Here is a 26369-nt window from a genome sequence, read left to right on the forward strand (position 1 = left end):
ATCATGCCAAGAGAATTCCCACTCGAAAAAACGCGAAATATTGGTATCATCGCTCATATTGATGCCGGTAAGACGACTACTACGGAGCGTATCCTCTTCTACACGAAGAAGATTCACCGCATTGGTGAAGTACATGAAGGGGCCGCTACCATGGACTGGATGCCCCAGGAGCAGGAGCGCGGCATTACGATTACGTCGGCTGCAACAACTTGTTTCTGGCAGGATCATCGTATCAACATCATTGATACTCCCGGCCACGTAGACTTTACGGCTGAGGTCGAACGATCTCTACGTGTCCTCGACGGCGGCGTCGTCGTCTTCGACGCTGTTGCTGGCGTAGAGCCACAGTCCGAGACGGTATGGAAGCAGGCTGACAAATATAACGTCCCTCGTATCTGTTTTGTAAATAAGATGGATCGCATCGGAGCTGACTTCTGGCGCACTGTCGAGATGATCAAGGAGCGCCTGGGGGCAATACCTCTGCCGATCCAGATTCCGATAGGTCGCGAAAGTAACTTTAAGGGTTTCATCGATCTCATCGAACAACAGGCGATTATCTTTACCGATGACCTGGGCACAACTTCGGATCGCACAGAAGTTCCAACGGGTATGGAAGCTGAGTATGAGCAGCATCGTGAAGCGCTGATCGAGCGCATTGCCGAGACCGACGAGGTGCTAACGCTTAAGTACCTTGAAGGCGAGGAGATTAGCAAGGAAGAGATCATCACAGCTCTTCGCAAAGCTACTATCTCTGGCGCGCTGGTCCCGGTACTCTGCGGCAGCTCGCTGAAGAATAAGGGCGTCCAGGCGATGCTCGATGCAGTCATCACCTACCTGCCTTCTCCGTTGGATATCGATCCGCCTACCGGTATTGATCCCGATACCGATCAGGAGGTCGTGCGCGAAGTTAATGATAGTGCACCTTTCAGTGCGCTGGTCTTTAAAATCGTCTCTGATCCCTTTGTTGGCCGTCTCTCTTACCTGCGCGTCTATTCGGGCACGCTGTCCAAGGGCGCCTCGATTGAGAATAGCACAAAGGGCAAGACTGAGCGTATTGGCCGTCTACTACGTATGCACGCCAATCACCGCGAAGATATCGACGAGATCCGAGCGGGAGATATCTGTACGGCAGTAGGTCTGCGCAATACCTTTACTGGTGATACGCTCTGCGATGCGCAAAACCCGATCATTCTGGAATCCATAGTCTTCCCAAGACCTGTTATCGATATTGCGGTTGAACCAAAGACACGCGCCGATCAGGACAAGATGGCCATCGCGCTTAATAAGCTGGCTGAAGAAGACCCGACCTTCCAGACCCGCACCGATCCAGAGAGCGGCCAGACCGTGATCTCCGGTATGGGCGAGCTGCAGTTGGAGGTTATCCTTGATCGCCTCTTCCGCGAATTTAAGGTCGAGGCAAATGTCGGACGTCCGCAGGTAGCCTATCGCGAGACCATTAGCAAACCGGCTCAGGCTCAAGGTAAGCACGTGCGTCAGACTGGCGGTCATGGCCAGTATGGTGACGTTTGGGTAAAGGCTGAACCCAACGAGCGTGGCAAAGGCTTCGAATTCGTCAATGCTATCGTCGGTGGCATTGTGCCCAAGGAATATATTAAGCCCGTCGAAAACGGCGTGCGCGAAGCGCTGGAGAATGGTATCGTCGCCGGCTTTCCCATGGTCGATGTGAAAGTGACCCTCTATGATGGATCATATCACGACGTCGACTCAAGTGAAATGGCCTTTAAGACCGCTGGCTCTCTAGCGATCCGCGAGGCAGCGCGCAAGGCGGCCCCAATTCTGCTGGAACCTGTGATGCAGGTGGAAGTGACCACTTCAGAAGAATTTTACGGAGATGTTATTGGCGACCTCAACCGTCGTCGTGGAACAATCCAGGGCGTTGAGAGTCGTGGAACAATGCATGTGGTACGTGCTCATGTCCCCCTGGCTGAGATGTTTGGCTATGTAAGTGACCTCCGTTCTATGACTAGTGGGCGCGCAAGTTATTCTATGGAGCTCTCGCACTACGAACCAGTGCCAAGGAATGTTGCCGAAGAAATTATTGCTAAGTCCAACCGGTAAGGCACAATTGCGAGTTATAATGACTGGGAGCTGACAGTTCTACCTCCCAGCATTCTGAAACCGATTATATCCGGGAGATCTGCACTCTTCCCTACAAGATCTTCCTGGTTGCTTTTATACTGCTTTTACGTTTACATGGGCTCGGTGCCGAATTCAGGGAACAGGCCTCCCGAGCAACCCAGCTGTGGCTAGAGCGAATAGCCCGACAGCTATGTGTCATTCTGCATCCACTGCAGAGTACGCAGCAGAGAAAGAAATAAACTAAAGAGGAAACAAATGGCTAAGAAGAAGTTCGAGCGGACAAAACCGCATGTGAACGTGGGAACCATTGGACACATTGACCACGGCAAGACGACCCTGACGGCGGCTATCACCAAGGTGCTAGCTTCTGCTCAGCTTGCCAAATATGCCGCCTTCGACAGCATCGACAAGGCGCCTGAAGAGCGCGAGCGTGGCATCACCATCGCCATCGCGCACCTGGAATACGAGACCGAGAAACGCCACTATGCCCACGTGGACTGCCCCGGACACGCCGACTACATCAAGAATATGATCACCGGCGCCGCCCAGATGGATGGCGCGATCCTGGTCGTGAGCGCTCCTGATGGCCCCATGCCTCAGACCCGCGAGCACATCCTGCTCGCTCACCAGGTCAACGTCCCGGCCATGGTCGTCTTCCTCAACAAAGTCGACATGCTCGAAGACGAAGAGTTGCTCGAACTCGTCGAGCTGGAAGTGCGCGAACTGCTCTCCAAGAACAGCTTCCCCGGCGATGATGTCCCCGTCGTTCGTGGCTCCGCCCTCAAAGCTCTTGAAAGCAAAGGCGATCTCTCGCGCAACGATCCTGCCGCCAAGTGCATCTGGGAGCTCATGGATCAGGTGGATAGCTACATCCCCACTCCTGAGCGTCCTCTTGACAAGCCCTTCCTCATGCCCGTCGAAGACGTCTTCGGCATTAAGGGACGCGGCACCGTGGCCACTGGTCGTATCGAGCGTGGCAGCGTCAAGACTGGTGAGAACGTCGAGATCGTGGGCATGAAAGAAGAGAGCCGCACCGTCGTGGTCACTGGCGTCGAGATGTTCCAGAAGACCCTTGACGAAGGCCTTGCCGGCGACAACGTGGGCTGTCTGCTCCGTGGGGTTGAGCGCACCGACATCGAGCGTGGGCAGGTGCTTGCCAAGCCCGGCTCCATCAAGCCGCACAAGACCTTCCTGGCGCAGGTCTACGTGCTCTCCAAGGAAGAGGGAGGCCGACATACCCCCTTCTTCAACGGCTATCGCCCCCAGTTCTATGTGCGCACCACTGACGTCACCGGCGCCATTAAGCTGCCCGAAGGCGTCGAGATGGTCATGCCGGGCGACAATATCGAGATGACCGTCGAGCTGATCCAGCCTGTCGCCATGGAAGAAGGCGTCTCCTTCGCCATCCGTGAAGGTGGCCGCACCGTTGGCGCTGGTGTCTGCACCAAGGTCATAGCATAAAATAAATGGGGCCAAGACCCTTCAAGAGTCCTGGCCCCATCCTATATCAGGAGAAAGATATGGCTACGGGAACGAAACAGCGCATTCGTATTCGCCTTAAGGCTTATGATCATCGAATCCTCGATCAGTCGGCAATGAAGATTGTTGATACTGCACAACAAACGGGGGCACGCATCTCAGGGCCGGTGCCTCTGCCTACAGAGATCGACAAGTACACAGTTATGCGATCAACGTTTGTTGACAAAGATGCACGTGAACAGTTTGAGATTCGTACACATAAACGCCTGATTGACATCATTGATCCGACGAACAAAACTGTTGAGGCTTTAACACGTTTGAATCTACCTGCAGGCGTAGATATCGAGATCAAACTGTAAGGGCCGGACGGTAATACTGCGGAACCTGCAGAGAAGAAATTACTATCTTACATCCAGTAAAGTGCCTGGCACGAGATCCTTTTGTGCTATTTTCCTGGATGCGTAGAGAGGTTATGAGATATGCTAAATGCATTACTGGGCAGGAAGATCGGCATGACCCAGGTGTTTGGCCCTAACGGAACCGTCATTCCAGTCACCGTGATAGAAGCCGGCCCCTGTGTCGTGACACAGATCAAGACTGTTGCACGCGACGGTTATGAAGCCGTCCAGATTGGTTTTGAGCAGACAACAACTAAGAATGTTGCGCGTCCCGAATTGGGACATTTAGGTCATCGCTTACCCTTATTGAAGGCTCAACGCAAGCGCTTACAAACGCATCAACAAGAACAGCGCAGCGCCAAAAATGAAGGCGCCGAGGCAAGCGAGCAGCCTGAGAAACTTGACAAACAGATTCAGAAGCTATTGAAGGTGCAGGAGAACCGTCAGCGCCGACCAGGGCCCGAGCTGGGACCCTTCAAAGTGCTGCGCGAAGTAGGACTGCAGGCGGGCCCCGAAACAGAGCAAGTGGAACTGGGCTCGCTCATCGATGCAAGCATTTTTAAGAACGGCGAGTCGGTTGACATTATTGGAACCTCCAAAGGTAAAGGGTTCCAGGGTGGAGTCAAGCGCCATGGCTTTGGTGGAGGCCCCAAGACTCATGGTCAGTCAGACCGCACACGAGCCCCCGGCTCCATTGGTTCTGGAACGACCCCCGGACGCGTTTTGAAGGGGACACGCATGGCCGGCCAAATGGGTAATGTGCGCGTGACGGCCAAGAAACTGCAAGTGATTCAAGCTGATCCTGAGCGCAATCTGCTGGTGGTTAAGGGTTCGGTGCCTGGTGCCAATGGCGGCTTGCTCATGATTAAGAAGCATGTGATGAGGTAACCGAAATGCCCTCGACTACAGTGTACAACATGGCCGGAGAGGCCGTAGATAAGCTCGAACTGAGCGAGCAGGTGTTCGGAGTCACCCCCAATGTGGCGGTTCTCCACCAGGTAGTGACAGCTCAACTGGTGAATCGCCGGCAGGGTAATGCTTCAACCAAGACTCGTAGCGAAGTCTCGGGCGGCAACAAGAAGCCATATAAGCAGAAGGGGACTGGCCGTGCTCGTCAGGGTAGCACGCGCGCTCCTCAGTTTCGCCACGGTGGTACTGTATTTGGTCCAAGGCCGCATCCATACCATCATGACGTACCCAAAAAGATGCGCCGTTTAGCAATTCGCTCGGCACTCTCAGACAAGGTTGCTAACGAGAGCCTGATCGTGGTCAAAGACCTCTCATTAGAGAGCCCGCGTACCAAGGACATGCTCAACCTTCTGAGCAAACTGCCCAGCCATCAGGGCAAGCGCGTTCTGATGATGTTGCCCCAGCGCGATGAAAATGTAGTATTGTCAACTCGCAACATCCCGATGGCCAAAGTGCAGCATGTATCTTCAATTAACGTCGTCGAGCTGCTCAAGCATGACTATGTGGTTATGCCACTCGACACAATACGTTGGATTGAGATGGTGTTTGGCGAGGGCCTGAGCGCAGAGGAGGCAAGCCACAAGATCGCCGGTGAGGTTGCTGCTGCCGAGAGCGAAGCATAGGCGAGGAGGAGAACACAGTGGAGATCACGGAAGTACTGCGCCAGGGTATCATCACCGAGAAATCGGTGAAGCTGCAAGAGCAGAATAAATACACCTTTAAAGTGGCGTTGGACGCAAACAAGATTGACGTACGCCGTGCAGTCGAAACTATCTTCGGCGTTAAGGTAGTCTCAGTGAATATTGTACGTTTGCCGGGTAAGCCAAAAATGATCCGGCGACGAGGCGCGGCTCCTCGACCTGTAGAGGCTCGCGAGTGGAAAAAGGCGATTGTCACCCTGCGCGAAGGACAGACAATCGATGCATTGAAGGCGTAAGGGATTTGAGAGATGCCAATTAGACAGTACCGACCAACATCTCCCGGGCGTCGAGGCATGTCTGTCTCGACTTTCGAGGAGATCACGAAGACGAAGCCAGAGAAGTCTCTGACCGTCAAGCTTACAAAGAAGGCTGGTCGTAACAACCAGGGTAAGATCACTACGCGGCATCGCGGGGGCGGCGCAAAGCGCGCCTATCGTTTGATTGATTTTAAGCGTAACAAGCTGGGCGTTCCAGCCAAGGTTGCCGCGATTGAATACGATCCAAATCGCTCGGCTCGTATTGCCCTTCTGCACTATGTAGACGGCGAGAAGCGCTACATCATCGCTCCACTCGGTCTGAAGGTGGGCGATCGCATTATGGCCGGACCCGAGGCCGATATCAAAGTGGGTAATGCGCTGCCGTTGAAGAATATTCCGACCGGTACAACCATTCATAACATCGAACTGGAGCGCGGACGCGGCGGCCAGATGGTACGCGGAGCCGGTGTAGGTGCCCAGCTGATGGCTAAAGAAGGCGATTATGCCTTGATTCGCCTGCCCTCAGGTGAGCAGCGCAACGTCCATATCTTATGCATGGCCACGATTGGCCAGGTTGGCAATATCGATCATGAGAACCGCAGTATCGGTAAAGCGGGTCGTGCGCGCCATATGGGCCGCCGTCCTACGGTACGTGGCTCTGTTATGAATCCTCGTGACCATCCTCATGGCGGTGGTGAGGGTCGCGCACCCATCGGCGGACAGCCACAGACTCCCTGGGGCAAGCCGGCACTGGGTTACAAGACTCGCAGAAATAAGAGGACTGATCGCTTCATTGTCAGACGACGCAATGCAGGCAGAAGGAGAAAGTAATGTCGCGCTCAAGAAAAAAAGGGCCATACATTCATGAGTCGCTCAGGAAAAAAGTGCTGGGCATGCGGCGCAGCGGTGAGCGTCGTCTCATTAAAACCTGGTCGCGCGCTTCAATGATCTTCCCCGAGATGGTGGGCATGACGATTGGTGTCCACAATGGGAAGACCCATGTACCCATCTACATTACTGAGAACATGGTGGGTCATAAGTTAGGTGAGTTTGCCCCCACTCGGCACTTCCGTGGTCATGCCGGTGGTAAGAATGAAAAGACCACTTCGGTGAGGTAGTTATGCAAGTCAGGGCTATTGCAAAAAATATCGGCGTTTCGCCGCGTAAGATGCGCCTTGTCACCAACGCGGTAAAGGGACTTCGGGTAAATGAGGCTCTGGCTGTTCTTCAGTTCTTGCCTCAGGCCGGCGCTACTCCTGTTCGCAAGGTGGTGGCCTCAGCTTCAGCAAACGCGGAGAATAACTATAATCTCAATCCGGATGACCTGTATATTCTCAATATTGTGGCGGATGACTCGTTTCGGATTAAGCGTGTAAAGCCGCGCTCCCATGGCCGTGCAGCTCGTATTTTGCGCCGCTTCTGCCATGTGACAGTGGTTGTTTCAGATGATCCGGCTGACGCGGGCCGCTAAACGCGAAGAAGGAGTACACTTTTGGGACATAAAGTGCATCCCACAGGTTTCAGGCTCGGCGTCATCAAGGACTGGCAGTCTCGCTGGTTTGCCGAGCGGGAATACAAAGATATCCTGGCCGAGGATTTTCTGGTTCGCCAGGTTATTAATAAAGAACTTGCCAACGCAGCAGTGTCGCGCATCGAGATCGAGCGCGCGGCCGCCAACCAGGTCCTGGTAACCATCCATACGGCCAAGCCTGGAATTGTCATCGGCAAGAGCGGCGAAAAGGTTGAGCGCCTCAAGGCCACGCTTGAAAACAAGACCAAGAAGCGTGTGCGCATTGAGATTAAAGAGCTGCGCCAGCCTGAGCTTGACGCCACCCTGGTGGGACGCAGCATCGCCGAGCAGTTGGAGAAGCGCGTCTCGTTCCGCCGTGCCATGAAGCAGGCAGTTCAGAAGTCGATGCGCGCTAATGCCAAAGGAATCAAGATCATCGTTGGAGGGCGCCTTGGCGGAGCAGAAATTGCGCGCTCCGAAAAAGAGGTTGAGGGGAAAGTTCCCCTGCATACCCTGAGAGCTGATATTGATTACGGTCAGACCGAAGCTCATACCACCTTTGGCGTCATAGGTATCAAAGTCTGGATTTATCGTGGAGAGGTTCTTCCTAGCAAGCGCCGCGAAGGAATCGAGGCCCAGGAGAGCACAGCCCAGCCATCCTTTGCTCCACGCGAAGGAGGAGAGCGCCGTGGCGATCGTGCCCCACGCGGACGTGGCGATCGTCCCCAGCGCGGCGGTGACCGCCCCCAGCGCGGCGATAGGCCACAACGTGGCGAGCGTCCCCAGCGCGGCGGCGAGCGTCCTCCACGCGGCGATAGGCCTCAGGGGGAGCGCCCACCACGCGCACAGGGTCAGGGCGGAGATCGTGGTCCACGGACCCCACGCGTACAGGGTGAGAGGCCCCCGCGTCAGCAGCAGCCACAGGCTCAGGCAGGACAAACACCTGAGAATACTAGCCCTGCTAATGCACCAACGGCACAAGTAACGCCGCCAACTCCACCAACCACACCAGCCACAGATGCCGGTAAGTCTGAGGCCACTCAGAGCGAGTAGAGGAGAGTTAAGCCATGTTGTTGGCACCGTCACGTACAAAGTATCGGCGACAGCATCGCGGTCGCAATAGAGGAGAGGCCCTGCGCGGTAATGTACTCTCTTTCGGCGAGTTCGGCCTGCAGGCTCTGGAGTCCTGCTGGCTGGAGGCACGCCAGATTGAGTCGGCTCGTATTGCGCTTACCCGCTATATGAAACGCGGTGGTAAAGTGTGGATTCGAGTCTTCCCGGATAAGCCGGTAACCGCCAAGCCAGCCGAAACCCGTATGGGTAGCGGTAAGGGCGCCCCTGACCATTGGGTCGCCGTCATTAAACCCGGACGCGTCATCTTTGAGATCAGCGGCGTAAGCGAAGAAATCGCCAAGGAAGCTGTGCGCCTGGCAACCCATAAACTGCCAGTCAAAGCCCGCTTTATTACACGAGGGGAGGCGGAAAGTGTCGAAGCTTAAGGAACGCCGTAAGCAGATCCAGGAATACACTCTTGGAGAGGCGCAGAAAGAGCTCAAAGAGCTGCGCCTCAAACTGTTCAACCTTCGCTTGCAGCAACAGCGTGGTGAGGTAAAGAATAACCGCGTGTTTGCGCAGACGCGTAAGGATGTTGCACGGCTGTTGCATCACATAGCCATCTTGGAGAGTGAATAATGACGCAGCAAAGCGCGGCTCCCACGCCAGCCCCGGCCACCGAGAAGAGCCGCCGGCAACAAAAAGTTGGGCGTGTGGTAAGCAATAAAATGGACAAGACCATTGTGGTCGTCGTAGAAACTTTAAAGAAGCATCGTATCTATAAGAGAACGTTTAAGCAATCCAAGCGCTTCCATGTACATGACGAGGAAAATACCTGTCAGATCGGCGATCTCGTACGCATCGAGGAGAGCCGGCCGCTGAGCAAATTGAAACGCTGGAGCCTTGTCGAGATCGTGAAGCGTGGTAGCGGCATCGTGCCAGTTGCAGAAGTGCTGGCTGAGGCTGATCCTAATCTGACGGCAGCGCAAGAGGAAGAGTCGGCGGAGCAGGGAGGAAATGAATAATGATTCAGCCGCAGACACGCCTGAAAGTCGCCGACAACACCGGCGCAAAAGAGCTGATGTGTATTCGCGTAATGAGCGGATCAGCCAAGCGTTACGCAGAGGTAGGAGATATCATCAAGGCCTCTGTGAAGCAGGCTGCCCCCAATGGGCAGGTAAAGAAGGGTGACGTCGTAAATGCCGTGGTCGTGCGAGTATCCAAAGAATACTCCCGCCCTGACGGCTCGCACATTCGCTTCGACGAGAACGCCGCCGTCGTCCTTGGCCCTGGCAACAACCCGCGTGGCACGCGTATCTTTGGCCCAGTAGCCCGCGAGTTGCGCGAACGAAACTTTGCCAGACTCGTTTCACTGGCGCCTGAAGTGCTCTAACTGAGGTAGAAGATGGCAGTAAAACAGAAAGAACACAAGCCGCTCCACCTTGCCAAGTTGAATATTAAAAAGGGCGATACCGTCGTCATTCTTACCGGCAAGGATAAAGGGAAAGAAGGCACGATCTCGCGGGCTTTGCCTCAGATCAACAAAGTGATCGTCGAAGGCAGGAATATTGTTAAGAAACATATTCGCCCGCAAGGTCAGACCCAGCAGGGTGGCGTCATCGAGAAGGCCATGCCTATTCATGTCTCGAACGTCATGCTAAAATGCACCGAGTGCGGTGAGCGCACACGCGTCGCTCACGATCGCCGGCCCATGGGCGCGGATCAAAAGAAACGCGTGGTTCGCGTGTGCAAGAAGTGCGGAAAAGTCATTCAAGATCGGACGAGGAGTAGTTAGACTTATGGCATCGCGCTTGAAAGAAAAATATGTACAGGAGATTGCGCCATCCCTGCGGAAGGAGTTTAACTACAACAACCCGATGCAGGTCCCCAAAGTGAATAAGGTTGTCGTCAATATCGGCATGGGAGAGGTTATCCAGAACGCAAGAGCCATGGATGCCGCTGTCTCCGATCTAGCAGCCATCACCGGCCAACGACCTGTTATTACGCGTGCCAAGCGCTCGGTCGCAGCCTTCAAATTACGTGAAGGCATGCAGATCGGCTGCATGGTAACACTGCGCGGCGAGCGGATGTATCACTTCCTTGATAAGTTGATGAACGTGGCCCTGCCACGCCTGCGCGACTTCCAGGGAGTGTCAGCCGAAGCCTTTGATGGTCGCGGCAACTATACACTTGGTTTACGCGAGCAATTAGTGTTCCCCGAGATCGATTACGACAAAATCGATAAGGTGCGCGGTATGGAAGTCAGTGTGGTTACAACGGCACGTACCGATGAAGAGGGACGGCGGCTGCTCAGTTTGATGGGCATGCCCTTTAAGAAGTAACGCTGGAGGGCGCAATGGCAAAAATCTCGATGATTGTAAAATCGCAACGCAAGCCCAAATTCAAGGTGCAGCAGCATAACCGCTGTAATGTGTGTGGGCGGCCTCGCGCATACATTCGTAAATTCGGCCTCTGCCGTATTTGCTTCCGTGAGCGTGCGTTACGTGGTGAACTACCCGGTGTGACAAAATCGAGCTGGTAGTCGCGAAGATGAAATGGTGCAAAGGGCGAGGACAAACAGTACAGTTTTCGTACCTGCTAAATGTGGAGGATAATCCATGAACATGACTGATCCCATTGCGGATATGCTCACACGCATTCGCAATGCGGCAACAGCACGACATACTCGCGTACTGATTCCTGCCTCGAAAATGAAGCTGGGTATTGCGCGTGTGCTGAAAGAAGAAGGCTATATTAAGGATATTGAGATCCTTAAAGACAATCCCCAGGGGACGATTCGTTTAACGCTGCGTTATGTAGACAAGAAGCCTGTTCTAACGCAGTTAAAGCGTGTCAGTAAGCCAGGCCTGCGTGTCTATACTAAGAAAGCAGGCATTCCACGAGTTCGTGGCGGCCTGGGAGTTGCGATTCTTTCGACGCCAAGGGGCTTGATGACCGGTTCAAGCGCCTATAAGCAAGGGCTTGGCGGCGAAGTCATCTGCTACGTTTGGTAGAGGGAGGTACAGAATGTCTCGTATTGGACGCGCTCCCATCGCGGTACCGCCGAAGGTGCAGGTGAGCTGGAACGAGGATAATCTGGTAACGGTGAAAGGCCCCAAAGGAGAGCTGTCGTATAAGGTTGATTCAGCCTTGCAGCTCAAGCTCGAAGACGGCCAGCTCACCATTAACCGCCCCTCGGAAAGCAAGGAGCATAAAGCAAAACACGGTCTCTATCGTACCCTCGTTAACAACATGGTAGTGGGCGTGACGAGTGGGTATACAAAACAGCTAGAGATCCACGGCGTAGGCTATCGCGCCTCCAAGGTTGGCGACAGCCTGATTATCCTGGTAGGCTACTCGCATCCGGTAGAGGTGCAGCCACCCACAGGCATTACTTTAAATATCGATGGTGTGGACGCGGCAACCAAGGCCACAAAAGTGAGCGTCAGCGGCATTGACAAGCAGCTTGTGGGCGAGGTCGCAGCCTCCATTCGCCGCATCCGTAAGCCAGAGCCCTACAAAGGCAAAGGTATCCGTTACGCGGGCGAGAAGATCCGGCGCAAGGCAGGTAAGGCCGGTAAAGTCGGTGGTAAGAAGAAATAAGCAAAGTTGAGGGCTGTTCAGGAAGAAACGTAGTGCCGACCACGTTTCTCAGATAACCCTCGCTTTTCACGCTTATCCTTTAAGAAAGAGGAAGCGAAAGAGACTATGATTAAACAATTTCATGCAAATCAGGCGCGGCTGCGACGGCACCAGCGTATGAGACGCCATCTGGAAGGTACATCGGCTCGTCCACGCTTGAATGTATTCCGCAGTGGGCAGCATATCTATGCTCAGATCATCGATGATAGCACCGGCAAAACCCTGGTCGCAGCATCGTCACTGGAAACGGATCTACGTAATTTTCAACCTGCCGCCGTTGCGACTGAGCCAACCAGACACGAGTCAGCCGTCACGGAAGCTCCAGTAGAAGTAGCCGAGGAAGCAGCGCCGGCCAGAGGAAAAGGCGCTAAAGCCCCTAAAGCTGAAGCCAAGGGCAAGCAGAAGAGCGCACCAGCTAAGGGCGGTCAGCCGGCGCAGGTAAAAACAGTCCTGCCGGCCGCACAAAAAGGTGAGACGAAGACACCAGTTGAGGCCCTCGTCGCTATCGCCAACAACCGCAGAGTCGCTCTGGCTCGCGAAGTAGGCAAGCTTGTTGCTCAGCGTGCAAAAGAGCAGGGCGTAAGCCGCGTCGTCTTTGATCGTGGTGGCTACGCCTATCATGGGCGCATCGCCGCCCTGGCCGAAGGCGCACGTGAAGTAGGGCTGGATTTCTAGGCCACATGGCTACCTTTCATGCGTGTAAGCAGCAGGCTAGAGCCGCGATATGCAATTCACGCATGGGGTAATTAGGAGAAGAACGGAAAGACATGGCAAGAATAGATGCTTCAAAACTAAACCTGGAAGAGACAGTGGTTGAAGTCAGCCGCGTCTCCAAGGTGCACCAAGGTGGCCGGCGATTTAGCATTCGTGCCCTGGTGGTAGTCGGTGATCGCAATGGGTACGTTGGCTTTGGCTTCGGCAAAGCAGGCGAATATACAGAAGCCATCCGTAAGGGAGTCGAGGATGCCAAGAAGCACCTGATCCAGGTACCCCTTGCCGGAACGACTATTCCCTTTATGGTAAAGACTACCTTCGGTGCATCAGAAGTGCTCCTCAAGCCGGCAGCCCCTGGTACAGGCGTGATCGCCGGAGGAGCTGTGCGTGCGGTAATGGAAGCAGCAGGAGTTCGCGATATCTTAACCAAGACGCTTGGCAGCACCAATAAGGCGAACACAGTCCAGGCCTGCCTGCAAGCTTTGCGCGAATTGCGCTCCCCCGAGGCGGAAGCCGCACGGCGTGGAAAGACCGTCGCCGAAATCCTTGGCAAGAAGCGCGCCGAGCAGATCGCAGTCGCGGCAGCCAATGCGGCTGAGCAAGCGGCAGCAGCGCGCGCGGCCCGCGAAGAGGAAGCCCGCGAGAATAGAGCCCTCGCCGGCCGTCGTGGTGGCGACCGTGATCGCCGCGGTGGCGACCGTGGAGATCGAGGCTCCCGCCGTAGTGGTGGCAGCGGAGACCGCCGCCGATAGAGGAGTGAGCAATGGCAAAATTGCGTGTAAAATGGGTAAAAAGCTCAATCGGCTACCCTAAAGATCAGAAAACAACGATTCGAGCATTAGGTCTGCGCAAGTTACAGCAGACAGTGGAGCAAGATGATCAGCCCGCCGTGCGTGGTATGATCCGCAAAGTAAGGCACCTGGTACAGGTGGAGGAGATTATCAGTGAAACTCTCTGATTTGCGGCCAGCCCCTGGTTCGCACAAGGCTGAAAGACGCGTTGGCCGTGGCCACGGCTCAGGTCGCGGCAAAACGGCAGGGCGTGGAACAAAGGGACAGAAGGCGCGTACAGGTGGGAGCATCCATCGCGCCTTTAACGGTGGACAGACTCGCCTCTCAAAGCGCCTGCCATTTCAGCGCGGCATGGGTGCGGCCAGAAATAGCTTTTCGGCCTTGCAAGATGTCTATACAGTCATTAATGTCGTTGACCTCGTTGATCTCTTCGAAGCTGGAGCTCAGGTCCGTCCCGAAAATCTGGTAGAGCAGAAAGTGCTCACGCCAGCCGAGGCAAGAGGCCTGATTAAGATTCTTGGCGATGGCGAGATCGACCGCCCTTTGACTGTGCATGCACATAAATTCTCGGCCAGCGCGCGCGCAAAAATCGAGGCAGCTGGCGGTAGCGTTGAGATCATCCCGACTAAAGTCTACGAGAAGACAAAGCGACGTAAAGACGATACAGCTAAAGCACAGCAGTAATATTCCAGGGTTAAACCTTCTAGACCATAGAAAAATCCCCGGCTGGCGGGCCCATCCCGCCAGGCCTGATCTCCCCCGTTGAGGGAGGAGAAAAGCAGAAAGGGATTATAACTACGGTCGAGGTTTAACCCCTTGGCATCTTGTGCGTATAACGTGTTATAGTATATATTGTCGGTCTTTAATATCTTCATCGCCGTGCTACAACGCACCTGTGGCTGGATGAGGGTCGCAATTTGGAAGGAGGCTCCCATGTGGGAACGGCTGCGTAGTATCTGGAAAGCACCTGATCTGCGCAATAAGATTCTCTTCACGCTGGGGCTGTTATTAGTTTTCCGCGTACTCGCCAATATTACTGTTCCCTTAACGCCTGATGAACATAATGCACTGGTCCAACTTTTCAACACAAATAAGAATGGCAATCTAGGCCAGTTATTAGGGCTCATGGATGTCTTTTCCGGTGGATCTTTGCAGACTTTCTCAATTGTCGCATTTGGTGTTTACCCGTATATCACAGCTACCATTGTGATGCAACTTCTGCAGCCGATTATCCCGGCCTTGCAGAATCTTTCGACGCAGGGCGAAGCTGGACGCCTGAAATTCAGCCAGATCACCCGTATTATTACGGTGCCGCTGGCCTTTTTGCAGGCCCTGGGTCAATGTGCGATCTACCAGAAGGCGGGAGTGCTCAAGAACTTTAGTCTCATAGATCCTCAGTATGCCTTGAATACCTGGGCAATTATGTTTGCCCTGATCGCCGGAACTATGATCCTCGTCTGGCTTGGTGAGTTGATTACCGAAAAAGGTATTGGGAATGGTATCTCGCTAATTATCTTTGGCGGTATCGTAAGCCGGATTCCCCAGTTTGTACAACAAGGATATATCGCTGCAACCTCCGGTGGTGGAAGTGGAAGCGGCGTTATCAGTATAGCTGTCTTCCTGATAATCGGTCTAATTACCATCGTCGGCATTGTCTACATCTACCAGGGGCAGCGGCGCGTTCCAGTTCAATATCCAACCAAGCGCCAGGTCGGGCGCGGCATGCTGGTGGGATCTGCGCAGACAACATACATTCCCATGCAGGTCAATAGCGCCGGTATGATCCCGCTGATCTTCGCACAGTCCATGTTACTCTTCCCGGCTGTCATCTCGCAGTACCTGACAACGAGCAACGTAGGCTGGCTGAAGGACATCTCGGTCTGGGTTGCAACGTATCTGGTCAACACCCAGCAGTGGTGGTACTGGGCTCTCTACTTCCTGTTAGTAGTGGCCTTCACGTACTTCTACGCATACGTAATGTGGCAGCAGCAGAATATTCCGGAGAACCTGCAGAAGCAAGGGGCTTTTATTCCAGGGTATCGACCTGGCGAGCCAACTAGCAGGTATCTAAGTAATATTCTCAATCGTATTACCCTTGGTGGTGCGCTATTCCTGGGAATCGTGGCTATACTACCGTTTGTAGCGCGCGTGGGTGCAAACCAGCTACTTGGTAGCGCCTCCCTCCTGATCGTCGTCGGTGTCGTGCTGGATACGGTCAGACAACTGGAATCCCAGATGGTTATGCGTAACTATTCGGGCTTCCTGTCATAAGATCATGTGGACGAAGCAGTGGCTGCTTTCATTGCTCGTCGTCATCATCTTAGTGTTTTGCTGAGGGCACAAAGGCGCGCTCTTAACGCACTTCCATCGGAGGAAAAACGTGAATATCATCCTAATTGGAGCACAAGGATCGGGAAAAGGGACGCAAGCTGAGAAGCTAGCGCAGGTTCTCGGGGTCCTCCACGTTGCTAGTGGGGACTTGTTCCGTAGTGCTATTGCTCAAGGGACTGAGTTGGGCATGAAGGCCAAGATATATATCGACAGGGGCGATCTGGTCCCCGACGATATTACGGTCGCCATGGTACTCAGCCGACTTCAGGAGCCTGACTGCGCTCGGGGAGTACTATTAGACGGCTTCCCGCGCACATTAGAGCAGGCGAAAGCATTGGATAGGGGGTTGCAGGAGGCTGACCGGTTTATAGATACTGCGGTCTATCTAGAGGTGCCGCGCGAGATTTTACTCAAGCGACTCTCAGGTAGATATATCTGCCGGGCAAACCAGCACATCTACAACATCAACACGCGCCCTCCGAAGGTTCCGGGCATCTGTGACCTGGATGGAAGTGAGCTGTACCAGCGCTCCGATGATCAGGGCGAGGCGGTACAAAAACGTTTGGATATCTTTTTTAATGGGACCTTTAAACTTCTCGACTATTATAGAGATGAAGGCAAGTTAGCGACTGTTAACGGCAATCAAGACGTTGAGAAGGTACATAAAGATCTCGTTAAAGCGATTACAGATCGGTTATAGAGAAAAGTCTAGGGATTGCCAGTATGGGGCGTCGTATCTCTAAATCCCGCTTTTTTCTGGAAGAAAAGTCTTATGGCAATTATACTTAAGTCGAAAGAAGAGCGCGCTAAGATACGTGAAACCGGACGTATCGTAGCAGAGATCCTGGCAGAGTTGCGCAATGCAGTCCACCCAGGGATAACGACTGCCGAGATTGATAAGCTCTGTAGAGAGGCCCTGGCGCGTCGGGGGGCCAAATCAAGCTCTTTGGGCTATCATGGTTACCCAGCTTCGCTTTGTACGTCTGTAAACGATGAAGTTGTACATGGGATTCCCGGAGAGCGCGTCCTGGCAGAGGGTGATATCATCACCCTCGATCTAGCCGCCAGCTATAACGGCTGGCATGCAGATTCTGCAATCACCGTGCCGGTAGGAACTGTGAAAGCCGAAGATCAGCAGCTCTTGAAAGTGACCGAAGATGCGCTTTACCAGGGTATCGCCGCGGCGCGGGCAGGCAATCATTTGCAAGATATCGGCCGCACGGTGCAACAGTTTGTAGAGGCGGCGGGCTACTCTGTTGTACGCCAGTATGGTGGGCATGGTGTGGGTCGACATATGCACGAAGACCCACAAGTACTCAACTATGTTGAGCGGGGTTATCCCAACTACATACTTAAACCAGGCATGGTCTTTGCGATAGAGCCTATGGTAATCATGGGCAAGAAGGAGACGCAGGTGCTCGCTGATGATTGGACGGTCATCTCCGCCGATCATAGCATGACAGCTCATTTTGAGCATACCATCGCCGTCACCACAGGAGATGCAGAGATTCTGACACTTTAACAAACTATAGCAAAGAGGTGCAGGGTTCGTCGGAGCCTTGCCAGGGTACTGAGTGCCCCGTGTTCCCCTTCTTGTGGAGTGGAGATGCAAGGGACGTCAGAACCTTGCCGGGGTACGGGGTGCCCCCGTGTTCCCCTTCTTATGGAGTGGAGGGACAAAGGTAAGGATATTAAATAGTCCTACTATTGACAAAGTTTCTCTCGACTTCTTCATGGAAGTATGCTATAATTCGTAGTTGGCTGCAGCAGTATCGACTGCTGCCCTTTTATACTTTGCAACCTATACCGGAGTATTCCAAATTATTCCAGGTAAAGCTGAAAGTAGCTGGTTTAGCAGAACCAGACTAAGGAATTATGCTGTGCCTTAAGTACTTGTGTGATGGCTGCCACACGAAGTGAATCCTTGTGAGGCGCAGAAAGAGCAATTTTAAGAATAGTCCCGCCGCTAGGGAAAGGATGCTATGCCAAAAAAGGATGAAATCGAAGTAGAGGGTAGAGTAGTAGAGGCCCTCCCCAATGCCATGTTCAAGGTTGAAATCGACGAACATCACGAGGTCCTGGCTGTCCTCTCAGGGCGAATACGCATGAATTTTGTGCGCATCGTGCCGGGTGATAAGGTGAGAGTTGTGCTATCTCCCTACGACCTGACGCGGGGACGCATCACATGGCGTGTCAAAGCTTGACGTGGTGAAAAGAAGCATCCTTTATTATTCCCCTTCCTCTGGTGGATGCGTCATCGGAGGAATTTGAACCTGATCGGCGTCATGTAAACGGAAATAGGCCAGATAAGAGGGGCCAAATGTTTGTCAAAACGGGCACCCGCTTATTGCTGTCTTAATTTGAACTTTTAACTTGAGGAGGGCAAGCCATGAAGGTGCGTGCCTCAGTAAAACCACGTTGTGATGGCTGCAAAATCATCCGCCGTAATCGTGTTGTGATGGTTATTTGCAGTAAAGATCCAAAGCATAAACAGAAACAAGGCTAATATGGCATTCCGGGCCTTGTAGCTCAGGCAGAGAATTTGGGTGCGAGGTCCGCAGCTGGAGGGAAAGATGGCTAGAATTGCCGGCGTTGACATTCCACGTGAGAAGCGCGTGGAGATTTCGCTGTGCTACATTTTCGGGATTGGGCTTACCACGAGCCGCAAAATCCTGGAACGAACACGCATTAATCCTGATACCCGGGTAAAAGACCTGACCGAGGAAGAAGTCAATAGACTACGTGAAGTGATTGACCGCGAGCATAAAGTCGAGGGAGATCTGCGCCGCGAAGTAGATATGAACATCAAGCGGCTTATCGAGATCGGCTGTTATCGTGGTATGCGCCACCGCCGCAACCTTCCAGTACGAGGTCAGCGTACGCGTACCAATGCTCGTACGCGCCGTGGACCGAAGAGAACTGTGGCTGGCAAGAAGAAGGCCAGCGCTAAGAAGTAACGCCGGGAGGTAATGCACAACAATGGCAGATAAAAAGAGACCAACAGGTAAAGTCAGGCGGCGTGAACGTAAATCGGTGCCGCGAGGGCAAGCACATATTCAAGCGACGTTTAATAATACAATTGTGACGCTTACCGATCCCAACGGAAATGTGCTTTCCTGGGGAAGTGCTGGTAGCCAGGGCTTTAAGGGCTCGCGTAAGAGCACGCCTTATGCCGCGCAGGTCACGGCTGAGACTGCCGCGCGCAAGGCGATGGACCATGGCTTGCGCCAGATCGACGTCTATGTCAAGGGGCCTGGCTCTGGCCGCGAGGCCGCCATTCGCTCTTTGCAGTCTGCAGGGCTGACTGTCAGTTCGATTACAGATGTTACACCGATTCCACATAATGGCTGCAGACCGCCCAAACGGCGTCGTGTATAGCCCTGGATAAGTCACGCTGTGCGTGTGAGGAGGATTCAACTAGATGGCGCGTTATACCGGCCCGGTCTGCAAACTCTGCAGACGTGAGGGGGTAAAACTTTTTCTAAAGGGCGACAAGTGCATGACTCACTGCACACTTGAGCGCCGCAGTAGCAAACCAGGACAGCATGGTAGTGGTCGTTCACGCAAAGAGTCTGGCTATGCAAAGCAGCTGCGTGAGAAGCAGAGAGTACGTCGCACTTATGGTATCCTAGAGCGGCAATTCCATAAGCACTTCGATGCCGCAGCCCGCCGACCGGGCAAGACCAGTGAGAATCTGCTCCAGATCCTGGAGATGCGCCTTGACAACCTGGTGTATCGCCTGGGCTTTGCCGATTCGCGCGCTCAGGCTCGCCAGCTGGTCTGTCATGGACATTTCGCCGTAAACGGCCGCAAGACAGATATACCTTCATTTATTGCTAAACCCAACGATGTGATTACTGTGCGTGAGCGGAGTAAAGGTCTGGAGTACTTCAAGGCCCGCGCCTTGCTCCTGGCTCAGAAGGGTGTCCCTGCCTGGCTGAGTCTGGATACCAATGAGATGTCCGGCCGGGTTATTACTGTTCCCTCGCGTGCGGATCTCGAACTGCCCTTCGATGAGCAAATGGTGGTTGAATATTATCAGCGATAATACGTTGAGTCAGCGGTACCTCTTGGCACATGCTGGATAGGTTAGCGGAAGTTTGTATATAGTCTACACAATTATCTATAAAGGGGCCGCAGAGCGGCATGTGTTGAAGAAGTAGAGGGTCAGGCCGGGGCGATCCGCGTCGATTGCTCCTGGCGCGAACTCTTGGACTACCAACGTTTCAGATCCTTGGCGCTCCCTGGTGCATCGCCAGGCGAGCTTCATGGAATCTGTAGCGAATAGCGGTGGAAAAAGAAAGGCAGGTTAGAACCTTGCTAGATATTACTCTGCCTCGCATTAAAAATACAAAAACACAGGGTAATTATGCGAGCTACGATATTGAGCCGTTAGAGGCGGGGTATGGAATGACTCTAGGCAATGCACTACGGCGCGTTTTGCTGTCGTCTTTGCCTGGTGCAGCAGTGACCTCTATTCGCATCGAGGGGGTGCAGCACGAATTTCAGGACATCCCAGGGGTCATGGAGGATGTCACCGATATCGTGCTAAACGTAAAGAGATTGCGTCTACGCAGCTTTTCCGATCATCCGGTCTCTATGAGGCTTGAGGTGAGCGGTGAGCGTGAGGTCACAGCAGCAGACATTGCTGCTCCCAGTACTATAGAGATTGTCAATCCCGAGCTACATATCGCTACGCTTGATAGCGATAACGCTCGTCTTGATATGGAGCTGGTCGTTGAGGCCGGCCGGGGCTATGTGCCCGCAGACTCAAAAGAGGATCAACCAATTGGAGTCATACCGGTCGATGCTATCTATACGCCTGTGCAGAAGGTTAATTATACCGTTGAGCACACACGCGTAGGACAGATGACCAACTATGACAAGATTGTCCTTGAGATACTTACGGATGGGACTATCACTCCCGATGATGCACTGCACCAGAGTGCTGATATCCTGGTGCGGCACTTCACGTTGCTTGCCAACTATCGTGCCGCCGTGCCTGAGATTGAGAAGCCTCCGTTGAGCAGTCTGCCCATCCCCCAGAAAATTTACGATACGCCTATCGAGGAGCTTGATCTCTCGGTTCGTGCCTATAACTGCCTGAAGCGCAGCAATATCACGAAGGTTGGCCAGGTTCTTTCGATGAACGAGGAAGATCTGCTGGGTGTGCGTAACTTCGGTGAGAAGAGCTTGCAGGAGTTGCGTGAGCGCCTGCTCGCGCGCAACTTCCTACCCAATCCTCGTACCAGCACTGTTGGCGCCGATACGGACGGCGATCACGAAATGGAGGAATGAGTTGAGGCACAGAGTTGCCGGCAATCGGATGAACATGCCCGAGCCGCGCCGCCGTTCCGCGCGCCGCAATATGATGGCTGGTCTCATCCGTTACGACCGCATACAAACAACGGAGGCACGCGCCCGTGCTATCCGCGGAGAAGTAGAAAAGTTAATTCACAAGGCCATCGAGGGACATAAGTCGGCTCAGGCTTATCTGGCAGCGGCAGTCCCCGATCAGGAAAAGGCAGCCCAGATCCTGGCTTTTGCCCGCCGGGGGCGTTTCTCGCTCGATTTGAAGGTTGCTAGCAATAATGAGGAGCGTCTTGCGCAGGGTAAGAGTCCTCTTACCAGCCAGGGCCGCAAATTCCTTGAGGATAAGCTGAAGGGACGCCGCGACGAGTTGCTGCGCATTTTCTCTGACGAGGGCGAGGCCGAGAAGGCTCTACAGGCAGCTTATCAGGCTATGGTCATTGAGCTGCATGCGCGCCGCACTATCTTGAGCGCTCTTCCCGATGAACTTGTTGTGAAGAAGATGTTTGAGGAGCTCGCTCCTCGCTATGCCACCCGCAACGGCGGTTATACACGCATTACCAAACTGGGCCGACGTAAGGGTGATGCCGCTGAGATGGCGCAGATCGCTCTTGTGTAGGGTCAGGATTTCTGACTATATCGCGTCCGGCGGCCTTCATGTACGCGAAGATATATGCTATGAACATTGCATGTACTGTTGAGTATGATGGCACCGATTATCATGGCTTTCAACGTCAGCCTGATAGCCATGGACCAACTGTACAGGGAACGCTAGAGGCGGCTATCGCTCGCATCTCCGGCGAAATGTCAACTGTACATGGGGCTGGCCGCACTGACGCCGGAGTACATGCGAGTGGGCAGATGATCAATTTTCATACCCGTTCGCATTTAACGCCCCAGGTGTGGCAGCGCGCCTTAAATGCTGTCTTGCCTGGCACTGTAGCGATACGATGGGCCGGGGAGGTTCCTGAACGCTTCCATTCGCGCTTTAGCGCGCTTAGCCGTTCTTATCGTTATACTATCTGGAATAATGGCGCTCGATCAGCCTTGCGGGCACGGTATAGTTTTCACTCTCCCAGGCCCTTAGACGTGGACCTGATGCAAGAGGCATGCCAGCTACTGTTAGGGCGTAAGGATTTTGGAGCGTTTGGGCGCAGTCCCGATGAGACGAACCCGCTGAAGCCGGGACCGCACCACTGCATTCGCACGATGCTAGAGGCACGTTGCCTCCGTGAGGAAGCGCAACAAGGCTTGATCTTCTGTGATTTCACTGCCGATGCCTTTCTCACCGGGCAGGTTCGGAGAATGGTTGGTACGCTGGTGCTAGTTGGGCAGAAGCGTCTCTGCCTCGCTGAGTTTGCTTCTATCGTAGAGCGTGCAGATAAGACGCACCCTGGTTCAGTGGCCCCATCGCATGGGCTGTGTCTGGTACGGGTTAGATATCCTGAGAAGTTTGGAGTAACGAATAATGATGAAGACATATAGCGCCAAGGCCGCTGATCTGCAACCCACTTGGTATGTCATTGATGCCGAGGGTCAGATACTGGGTCGCGTGGCCTCACAGATCGCGCAGATCTTGCGCGGAAAGCATAAACCAACCTTTACTCCACATCTCCAGAGCGGAGACTTTGTGGTTGTGATTAATGCCGATAAGATTGCGGTCACGGGCCGACGCCTTGACCAGAAGATCTACTATCGCCATTCGCAGTATCCTGGCGGCTTGAAACAGCGCACTCTGCGCCAGACCCTTGAAGGTAAGCATCCCGAGCGCGCTCTGGAGCATGCTGTACGCGGTATGGTGATGCACAATCGCCTGGGCGCGGACATTATGAAGCGCCTTAAAGTTTATGCCGGTTCCGAGCATCCGCACCAGGCACAGAAGCCAGTGCCCTGGACTGGCCCAGAGGCGTTGTTGAAGCAACCAGCGAAGGCTGAGTAAAGAAGAGGAGAAGGTACCTTGGCCGATACCATCAAGAGTGAGACGATCAAGGGTGAATACTACTATGGTATGGGACGGCGCAAGACGGCTGTAGCTCGTGTGCGTGTCTTCCCCAATGGCGATGGTAGTATCACTGTCAATGGCAAAAATGCGCAGGCTTATTTTGGGCAGCGCGAGGCATATATGGCGACGATCGCTGCGCCATTCCGTGCCCTTGACCTCAATAATAATTATACGATTACGATTCGCGTAGTAGGCGGCGGCACCAATGGCCAGGCCGGTGCTATTCGCCACGCGTTGGCCCGGGCGCTGGTACGCATGAATGGCGATTTCAAAGCCTCTCTGCGTAAGGCCGGCTATCTGACCCGCGACCCTCGCATGAAGGAACGTAAAAAGCCAGGTCTCAAGCGTGCCCGTAAGGCTCCACAGTACACGAAGCGTTAATCAATCAAGCGCCTCGTGCTACTTCTGCAGACCGTTAGAAAAACAAATATGCCCTGCCAGTAAACGTTTCTGACAGGGCTTTTTTGCTGCGCGAAATTACAGTTCTGAGCAACGATTGGCCGAGCGCTCATTGCTCTCTTAATAAAGAAGGATTGCACATACACGATGAACTGGGAAAGTTTTTTTGTTGCTGAAGTTGGAGCGGCTGCCGCATTGGCTGGTTTGTTCTTTGTGGCCCTCTCGATCAATCTCAAAGAGATCGTCGCCAGTCAGGGATTGGCCTCTTTGAGCCTGATGTCTGTAATTGTCCTGGGTGCGGCACTGACTATCTCATCCCTGATGCTAGTTCCCGAGCAACCTGCTCTCCTACTTGGCAGCGAAGTTTTACTCGTTGGACTTCTCGATTGGATAGTGATGAGTGTCAATCTGTGGCGCTCCTACCGTATGCTCTCCAGGACAAGAAGTTGGTCCACCCTCCTCCTATCTTTCTTGCTAGGCCAGGCCTCGACGCTCCCATTTCTCATCGCGGGCGCGCTCCTGCTTCTACGTGGGCCTGTTGGTGTGTATTTGACCGTCCCCGGCATCCTCTTTTCCTTTATCTGGGCTCTGACAAATGGCTGGGTGATGCTGGTAGAACTGAAGCGCTAATGCGTAATGAAGCAGGCCGAGAGCACTGATGCTTCACCTCTCGCTCACGTGCTTTCTCGATCTTGGAAGAGGAGGCAACCCTTCTCGCCCGCAAGGGTCTCTCAACTGGGCCCTTAAGAGGAAACCTTCTCATTGCTAAAGGCTGTGGAGAGCGATGTGGCCTCCCATACTTTCATTTCCTGCTCCATCGAGGCAAGGTTTTTGCGAATCATCTCCAACGCATCGGCCCCCAGTACCAAACGGAGGGGTGGTTCAGGAGACTCGACCACTTTAATCATCGCTTGCGCTGCGCGAGCCGGATCTCCCTGTTGTTTTCCGTTGACATGTTGCTTGTTCCACTCAATTACCATGCCACTTGTTTGCGCATAGTCCCCAATCGTGTGCTGAGCCATCTTCAACGAGCGCCCGGTAAAGTCTGTGCGCAACATGCCTGGTTCGATGAGGGTAAGGTGGATGCCCAAGGGGGCTATCTCCTGGGCAAGGGCTCCTGAGAACCCTTCGATGGCAAATTTGCTCGCGTTGTACATCCCCATCCCCATTGTGCTGACAATCCCACTTAGCGACGAGAGCATCAAGATATGGCCCTGACGCTGGGCCCGCAGAACAGGCAGTACGGCCCGCGTGACGTTCAAGGGTCCAAAGACATTCGTCTCAAAGTGCTGGCGTACTTCGGCAGCGCTGGCTTCCTCGACTGCGCCAAAGAGGCCAAAGCCAGCATTGTTGACAAGGACATCAATTCGCCCAAAGGTTTTCATGGCCTGAGCAACTGCTGCTTTACTCTGTTCCTCGCTCATGATATCCAATTGTGCGGTCAGCAGGCGATTAGGATAGAGAAGTGTGAGGTCCTCCAGTTGTTCCGGGTGACGCGCGGTTGCTACCAGGCGATCCCCGTGGGCCAGAACCGCTTCAGCTAAGGCCCTCCCCAGGCCGCTGCTACTTCCTGTAAGAAACCAGACGCGGGAGGATGAGGTATCTTTTGTGGGCACATATGTCTGAGACATAGATGATTCCTTTCTCTTTATATGGTGATGTCTTTGGCTTTGAGGAGATCGCTAGCGCTTCGTAATTGACACGCCCATCGCTTTAAGGATGCTGAGAACTTCAAAACGATACAAAGCCTCTGGCTCCTTGATGATCTGGAAACGCTCGCCGATCTCTAGCATGATCAGGCCATGTAAACGGCTCCAAATGAGAAACATTGTATGCAGCAGTTCCACCGGTAGATCGCTCAGATCCATAGCGCTCTGCAAGGCTATACGGCTATCCTCTAATAGGGCCTCTATCTCGGCCGGAATCGGCTGATACTCAGGCAATGGCTGTAGGAAGCCTTGTCGCCAGGCAGCAAAGAGCACAGATCCGAGTAACGCTGGAACCTGTAAGGAAGCCTCTTGAGTGATCCGTTGCACAACATGCTGCTCTGGAATAGCAGCCCCAAAGATCAAGGCGAAATCCACAGGATGCGCAATGGCCCACTGACGATAGGCCAGGAGCATCGAGAGGAGGCGTTCCCCATAGGCATCTGCTGGCACTTCAGCGCTTGCTTTCTGGATGCTTTGGGCAAAATCGTTATAGGCATCGATGATGAGTTCGCTGATCAGGGCATCGCGATTCTCAAAATAGCGATAGATAGCCTGTGGAGTAAAGCCCATCTGTTTAGCAATGGAACGCAAGGTTAGTGCGCTAATTCCTTGCGCTGTAATCTGTTGATGAGCGACTTGCTTGATCTCCAAACTAACAGCAGCCCGCAAGCGCTCACGTCTCGATGTTTCCATCATCTTTCCTTGTATTGTTCCGTATCGATTCAGTTACCCTGCGTAACTATAGTGAATATAGTAAACTAACTTCGCAGGCATGTCAAGGGCTACCCGCCTGTTTGTTCACCTTGGATCTACACCTGCAATATCTTCTGCTCTTCCCTTTCTAATGTTTTGTCAAGCAGAGATCGACCGGTGCCCCACCTGCGACGTCACGCGAACCTTGACAGACCACTGCTAGGAAAGTCGGAGCCTGCAGGCGTCCCAGCAGCGACAAGTGTGCGCAAACACACTTGCCCTGCCAGAAACTTGCTCTGACAGGGCTATTT

At 53.7% G+C, this 26369-nt stretch carries 37 protein-coding genes and 3 pseudogenes; 38 read left to right on the forward strand and 2 right to left on the reverse strand.

The window, feature by feature from the left end:
- Positions 1-3: 3 nt before the first annotated feature.
- The 38 genes and pseudogenes from fusA (at position 4) to EPA93_RS30720 (ending at position 24286) form a co-directional block, all read left to right on the forward strand.
- Complete coding sequence (gene fusA, locus EPA93_RS30535) at positions 4-2079, forward strand: elongation factor G (RefSeq protein ID WP_129891151.1); 2076 nt, start codon at positions 4-6, stop codon at positions 2077-2079.
- A gap of 276 nt (positions 2080-2355) precedes the next feature.
- The gene (tuf, locus tag EPA93_RS30540) at positions 2356-3561 is read left to right on the forward strand and encodes an elongation factor Tu (protein WP_129891152.1); all 1206 of its coding nucleotides are present in this window, start codon (positions 2356-2358) and stop codon (positions 3559-3561) included.
- Between the two features lie 59 nt (positions 3562-3620).
- On the forward strand, positions 3621-3938 hold the full coding sequence (gene rpsJ, locus EPA93_RS30545) for a 30S ribosomal protein S10 (protein WP_129891153.1): 318 nt from the start codon (positions 3621-3623) through the stop codon (positions 3936-3938).
- A gap of 120 nt (positions 3939-4058) precedes the next feature.
- Positions 4059-4865 carry a 50S ribosomal protein L3 gene (gene rplC / locus EPA93_RS30550; protein WP_129891154.1) on the forward strand — a complete coding sequence of 269 codons (807 nt, stop codon included), beginning with the start codon at positions 4059-4061 and terminating at the stop codon, positions 4863-4865.
- Positions 4866-4870: 5 nt separating this feature from the next.
- On the forward strand, positions 4871-5569 hold the full coding sequence (gene rplD / locus EPA93_RS30555; RefSeq protein WP_129891155.1) for a 50S ribosomal protein L4: 699 nt from the start codon (positions 4871-4873) through the stop codon (positions 5567-5569).
- A gap of 17 nt (positions 5570-5586) precedes the next feature.
- A complete protein-coding gene (gene rplW, locus EPA93_RS30560) occupies positions 5587-5883 on the forward strand; it encodes a 50S ribosomal protein L23 (RefSeq protein ID WP_129891156.1) in 297 nt (98 codons plus the stop codon).
- Between the two features lie 12 nt (positions 5884-5895).
- Positions 5896-6735, forward strand: coding sequence for a 50S ribosomal protein L2 (gene rplB, locus EPA93_RS30565; RefSeq protein WP_129891157.1), 840 nt, complete (start codon positions 5896-5898; stop codon positions 6733-6735).
- Complete coding sequence (gene rpsS / locus EPA93_RS30570) at positions 6735-7022, forward strand: 30S ribosomal protein S19 (protein ID WP_129891158.1); 288 nt, start codon at positions 6735-6737, stop codon at positions 7020-7022. Before rplB ends, rpsS begins: the two co-directional genes overlap by 1 nt.
- Positions 7023-7024: 2 nt before the next feature.
- Complete coding sequence (rplV, locus tag EPA93_RS30575; protein WP_129891159.1) at positions 7025-7375, forward strand: 50S ribosomal protein L22; 351 nt, start codon at positions 7025-7027, stop codon at positions 7373-7375.
- Positions 7376-7396: 21 nt separating this feature from the next.
- Positions 7397-8116 (forward strand): annotated as a pseudogene (gene rpsC / locus EPA93_RS49990) (30S ribosomal protein S3); the annotation flags it as partial.
- A 368-nt stretch (positions 8117-8484) separates the two neighbouring features.
- Entirely contained in the window at positions 8485-8913 is a 429-nt protein-coding gene (rplP, locus tag EPA93_RS30585; RefSeq protein WP_129894701.1) for a 50S ribosomal protein L16, read from the forward strand.
- Positions 8900-9106, forward strand: coding sequence for a 50S ribosomal protein L29 (gene rpmC, locus EPA93_RS30590; protein ID WP_165423497.1), 207 nt, complete (start codon positions 8900-8902; stop codon positions 9104-9106). Before rplP ends, rpmC begins: the two co-directional genes overlap by 14 nt.
- A complete protein-coding gene (gene rpsQ / locus EPA93_RS30595; protein ID WP_129891162.1) occupies positions 9106-9492 on the forward strand; it encodes a 30S ribosomal protein S17 in 387 nt (128 codons plus the stop codon). The genes rpmC and rpsQ overlap by 1 nt, the downstream gene beginning before the upstream one ends.
- Positions 9492-9860, forward strand: coding sequence for a 50S ribosomal protein L14 (rplN, locus tag EPA93_RS30600; protein ID WP_129891163.1), 369 nt, complete (start codon positions 9492-9494; stop codon positions 9858-9860). Before rpsQ ends, rplN begins: the two co-directional genes overlap by 1 nt.
- A 12-nt stretch (positions 9861-9872) precedes the next feature.
- A complete protein-coding gene (rplX, locus tag EPA93_RS30605) occupies positions 9873-10262 on the forward strand; it encodes a 50S ribosomal protein L24 (RefSeq protein ID WP_129891164.1) in 390 nt (129 codons plus the stop codon).
- A gap of 4 nt (positions 10263-10266) precedes the next feature.
- Complete coding sequence (gene rplE / locus EPA93_RS30610) at positions 10267-10809, forward strand: 50S ribosomal protein L5 (protein WP_129891165.1); 543 nt, start codon at positions 10267-10269, stop codon at positions 10807-10809.
- Between the two features lie 14 nt (positions 10810-10823).
- A complete protein-coding gene (locus EPA93_RS30615) occupies positions 10824-11009 on the forward strand; it encodes a type Z 30S ribosomal protein S14 (protein ID WP_129891166.1) in 186 nt (61 codons plus the stop codon).
- Between the two features lie 76 nt (positions 11010-11085).
- The gene (gene rpsH, locus EPA93_RS30620; protein WP_129891167.1) at positions 11086-11481 is read left to right on the forward strand and encodes a 30S ribosomal protein S8; all 396 of its coding nucleotides are present in this window, start codon (positions 11086-11088) and stop codon (positions 11479-11481) included.
- Positions 11482-11494: 13 nt separating this feature from the next.
- A complete protein-coding gene (gene rplF, locus EPA93_RS30625; protein WP_129891168.1) occupies positions 11495-12070 on the forward strand; it encodes a 50S ribosomal protein L6 in 576 nt (191 codons plus the stop codon).
- A 105-nt stretch (positions 12071-12175) separates the two neighbouring features.
- A pseudogene (locus tag EPA93_RS30630) lies at positions 12176-12361 on the forward strand (50S ribosomal protein L18); the annotation flags it as partial.
- A gap of 252 nt (positions 12362-12613) precedes the next feature.
- Positions 12614-12784, forward strand: coding sequence for a 50S ribosomal protein L18 (locus EPA93_RS49995; RefSeq protein ID WP_422877899.1), 171 nt, complete (start codon positions 12614-12616; stop codon positions 12782-12784).
- Between the two features lie 92 nt (positions 12785-12876).
- Positions 12877-13374: pseudogene (rpsE, locus tag EPA93_RS30640) on the forward strand (30S ribosomal protein S5); the annotation flags it as partial.
- 212 nt (positions 13375-13586) lie between these two features.
- Positions 13587-13781, forward strand: a complete 195-nt coding sequence (gene rpmD, locus EPA93_RS30645) for a 50S ribosomal protein L30 (RefSeq protein ID WP_129891170.1) — start codon at positions 13587-13589, stop codon at positions 13779-13781.
- The gene (gene rplO, locus EPA93_RS30650; protein ID WP_129891171.1) at positions 13768-14298 is read left to right on the forward strand and encodes a 50S ribosomal protein L15; all 531 of its coding nucleotides are present in this window, start codon (positions 13768-13770) and stop codon (positions 14296-14298) included. Before rpmD ends, rplO begins: the two co-directional genes overlap by 14 nt.
- 249 nt (positions 14299-14547) lie before the next feature.
- A complete protein-coding gene (secY, locus tag EPA93_RS30655; RefSeq protein WP_129891172.1) occupies positions 14548-15885 on the forward strand; it encodes a preprotein translocase subunit SecY in 1338 nt (445 codons plus the stop codon).
- 109 nt (positions 15886-15994) lie between these two features.
- Entirely contained in the window at positions 15995-16645 is a 651-nt protein-coding gene (locus tag EPA93_RS30660) for an adenylate kinase (RefSeq protein WP_129891173.1), read from the forward strand.
- Between the two features lie 72 nt (positions 16646-16717).
- Positions 16718-17467, forward strand: coding sequence for a type I methionyl aminopeptidase (gene map / locus EPA93_RS30665; protein WP_129891174.1), 750 nt, complete (start codon positions 16718-16720; stop codon positions 17465-17467).
- 460 nt (positions 17468-17927) lie between these two features.
- Entirely contained in the window at positions 17928-18149 is a 222-nt protein-coding gene (gene infA / locus EPA93_RS30670; protein WP_129891175.1) for a translation initiation factor IF-1, read from the forward strand.
- A gap of 185 nt (positions 18150-18334) precedes the next feature.
- Positions 18335-18451: a 50S ribosomal protein L36 gene (gene rpmJ / locus EPA93_RS30675; protein WP_129891176.1), complete on the forward strand. Its 117-nt coding sequence runs from the start codon at positions 18335-18337 to the stop codon at positions 18449-18451.
- 67 nt (positions 18452-18518) lie between these two features.
- Positions 18519-18902, forward strand: coding sequence for a 30S ribosomal protein S13 (gene rpsM / locus EPA93_RS30680; protein WP_129891177.1), 384 nt, complete (start codon positions 18519-18521; stop codon positions 18900-18902).
- 22 nt (positions 18903-18924) lie between these two features.
- Positions 18925-19323 (forward strand): 30S ribosomal protein S11, encoded by a 399-nt coding sequence (gene rpsK / locus EPA93_RS30685; RefSeq protein WP_129891178.1) that lies wholly within the window; start codon positions 18925-18927, stop codon positions 19321-19323.
- A 43-nt stretch (positions 19324-19366) separates the two neighbouring features.
- Positions 19367-19993, forward strand: a complete 627-nt coding sequence (gene rpsD / locus EPA93_RS30690; protein WP_129891179.1) for a 30S ribosomal protein S4 — start codon at positions 19367-19369, stop codon at positions 19991-19993.
- A gap of 242 nt (positions 19994-20235) precedes the next feature.
- Positions 20236-21243: a DNA-directed RNA polymerase subunit alpha gene (locus EPA93_RS30695; RefSeq protein WP_340689216.1), complete on the forward strand. Its 1008-nt coding sequence runs from the start codon at positions 20236-20238 to the stop codon at positions 21241-21243.
- A 1-nt stretch (position 21244) separates the two neighbouring features.
- Positions 21245-21874: a bL17 family ribosomal protein gene (locus tag EPA93_RS51085; RefSeq protein WP_129891181.1), complete on the forward strand. Its 630-nt coding sequence runs from the start codon at positions 21245-21247 to the stop codon at positions 21872-21874.
- A gap of 59 nt (positions 21875-21933) precedes the next feature.
- Positions 21934-22740 carry a tRNA pseudouridine(38-40) synthase TruA gene (gene truA, locus EPA93_RS30705; protein WP_165423498.1) on the forward strand — a complete coding sequence of 269 codons (807 nt, stop codon included), beginning with the start codon at positions 21934-21936 and terminating at the stop codon, positions 22738-22740.
- A complete protein-coding gene (gene rplM / locus EPA93_RS30710) occupies positions 22724-23194 on the forward strand; it encodes a 50S ribosomal protein L13 (RefSeq protein WP_129891183.1) in 471 nt (156 codons plus the stop codon). The genes truA and rplM overlap by 17 nt, the downstream gene beginning before the upstream one ends.
- A 69-nt stretch (positions 23195-23263) precedes the next feature.
- Positions 23264-23638: a 30S ribosomal protein S9 gene (rpsI, locus tag EPA93_RS30715; protein ID WP_129894703.1), complete on the forward strand. Its 375-nt coding sequence runs from the start codon at positions 23264-23266 to the stop codon at positions 23636-23638.
- Positions 23639-23803: 165 nt separating this feature from the next.
- Entirely contained in the window at positions 23804-24286 is a 483-nt protein-coding gene (locus tag EPA93_RS30720) for a hypothetical protein (protein ID WP_129891184.1), read from the forward strand.
- A gap of 113 nt (positions 24287-24399) precedes the next feature.
- On the opposite strand, the gene EPA93_RS30725 is transcribed toward EPA93_RS30720, so the two are convergent.
- Both EPA93_RS30725 and EPA93_RS30730 read right to left on the reverse strand, forming a co-directional pair.
- Positions 24400-25287, reverse strand: a complete 888-nt coding sequence (locus tag EPA93_RS30725) for an oxidoreductase (RefSeq protein ID WP_129891185.1) — start codon at positions 25285-25287, stop codon at positions 24400-24402.
- A gap of 51 nt (positions 25288-25338) precedes the next feature.
- Positions 25339-26061 (reverse strand): TetR/AcrR family transcriptional regulator, encoded by a 723-nt coding sequence (locus EPA93_RS30730; protein ID WP_129891186.1) that lies wholly within the window; start codon positions 26059-26061, stop codon positions 25339-25341.
- Positions 26062-26369 lie beyond the last annotated feature (308 nt).

The sequence above is a fragment of the Ktedonosporobacter rubrisoli genome (assembly GCF_004208415.1).
GTDB classification, from domain to species: domain Bacteria; phylum Chloroflexota; class Ktedonobacteria; order Ktedonobacterales; family Ktedonobacteraceae; genus Ktedonosporobacter; species Ktedonosporobacter rubrisoli.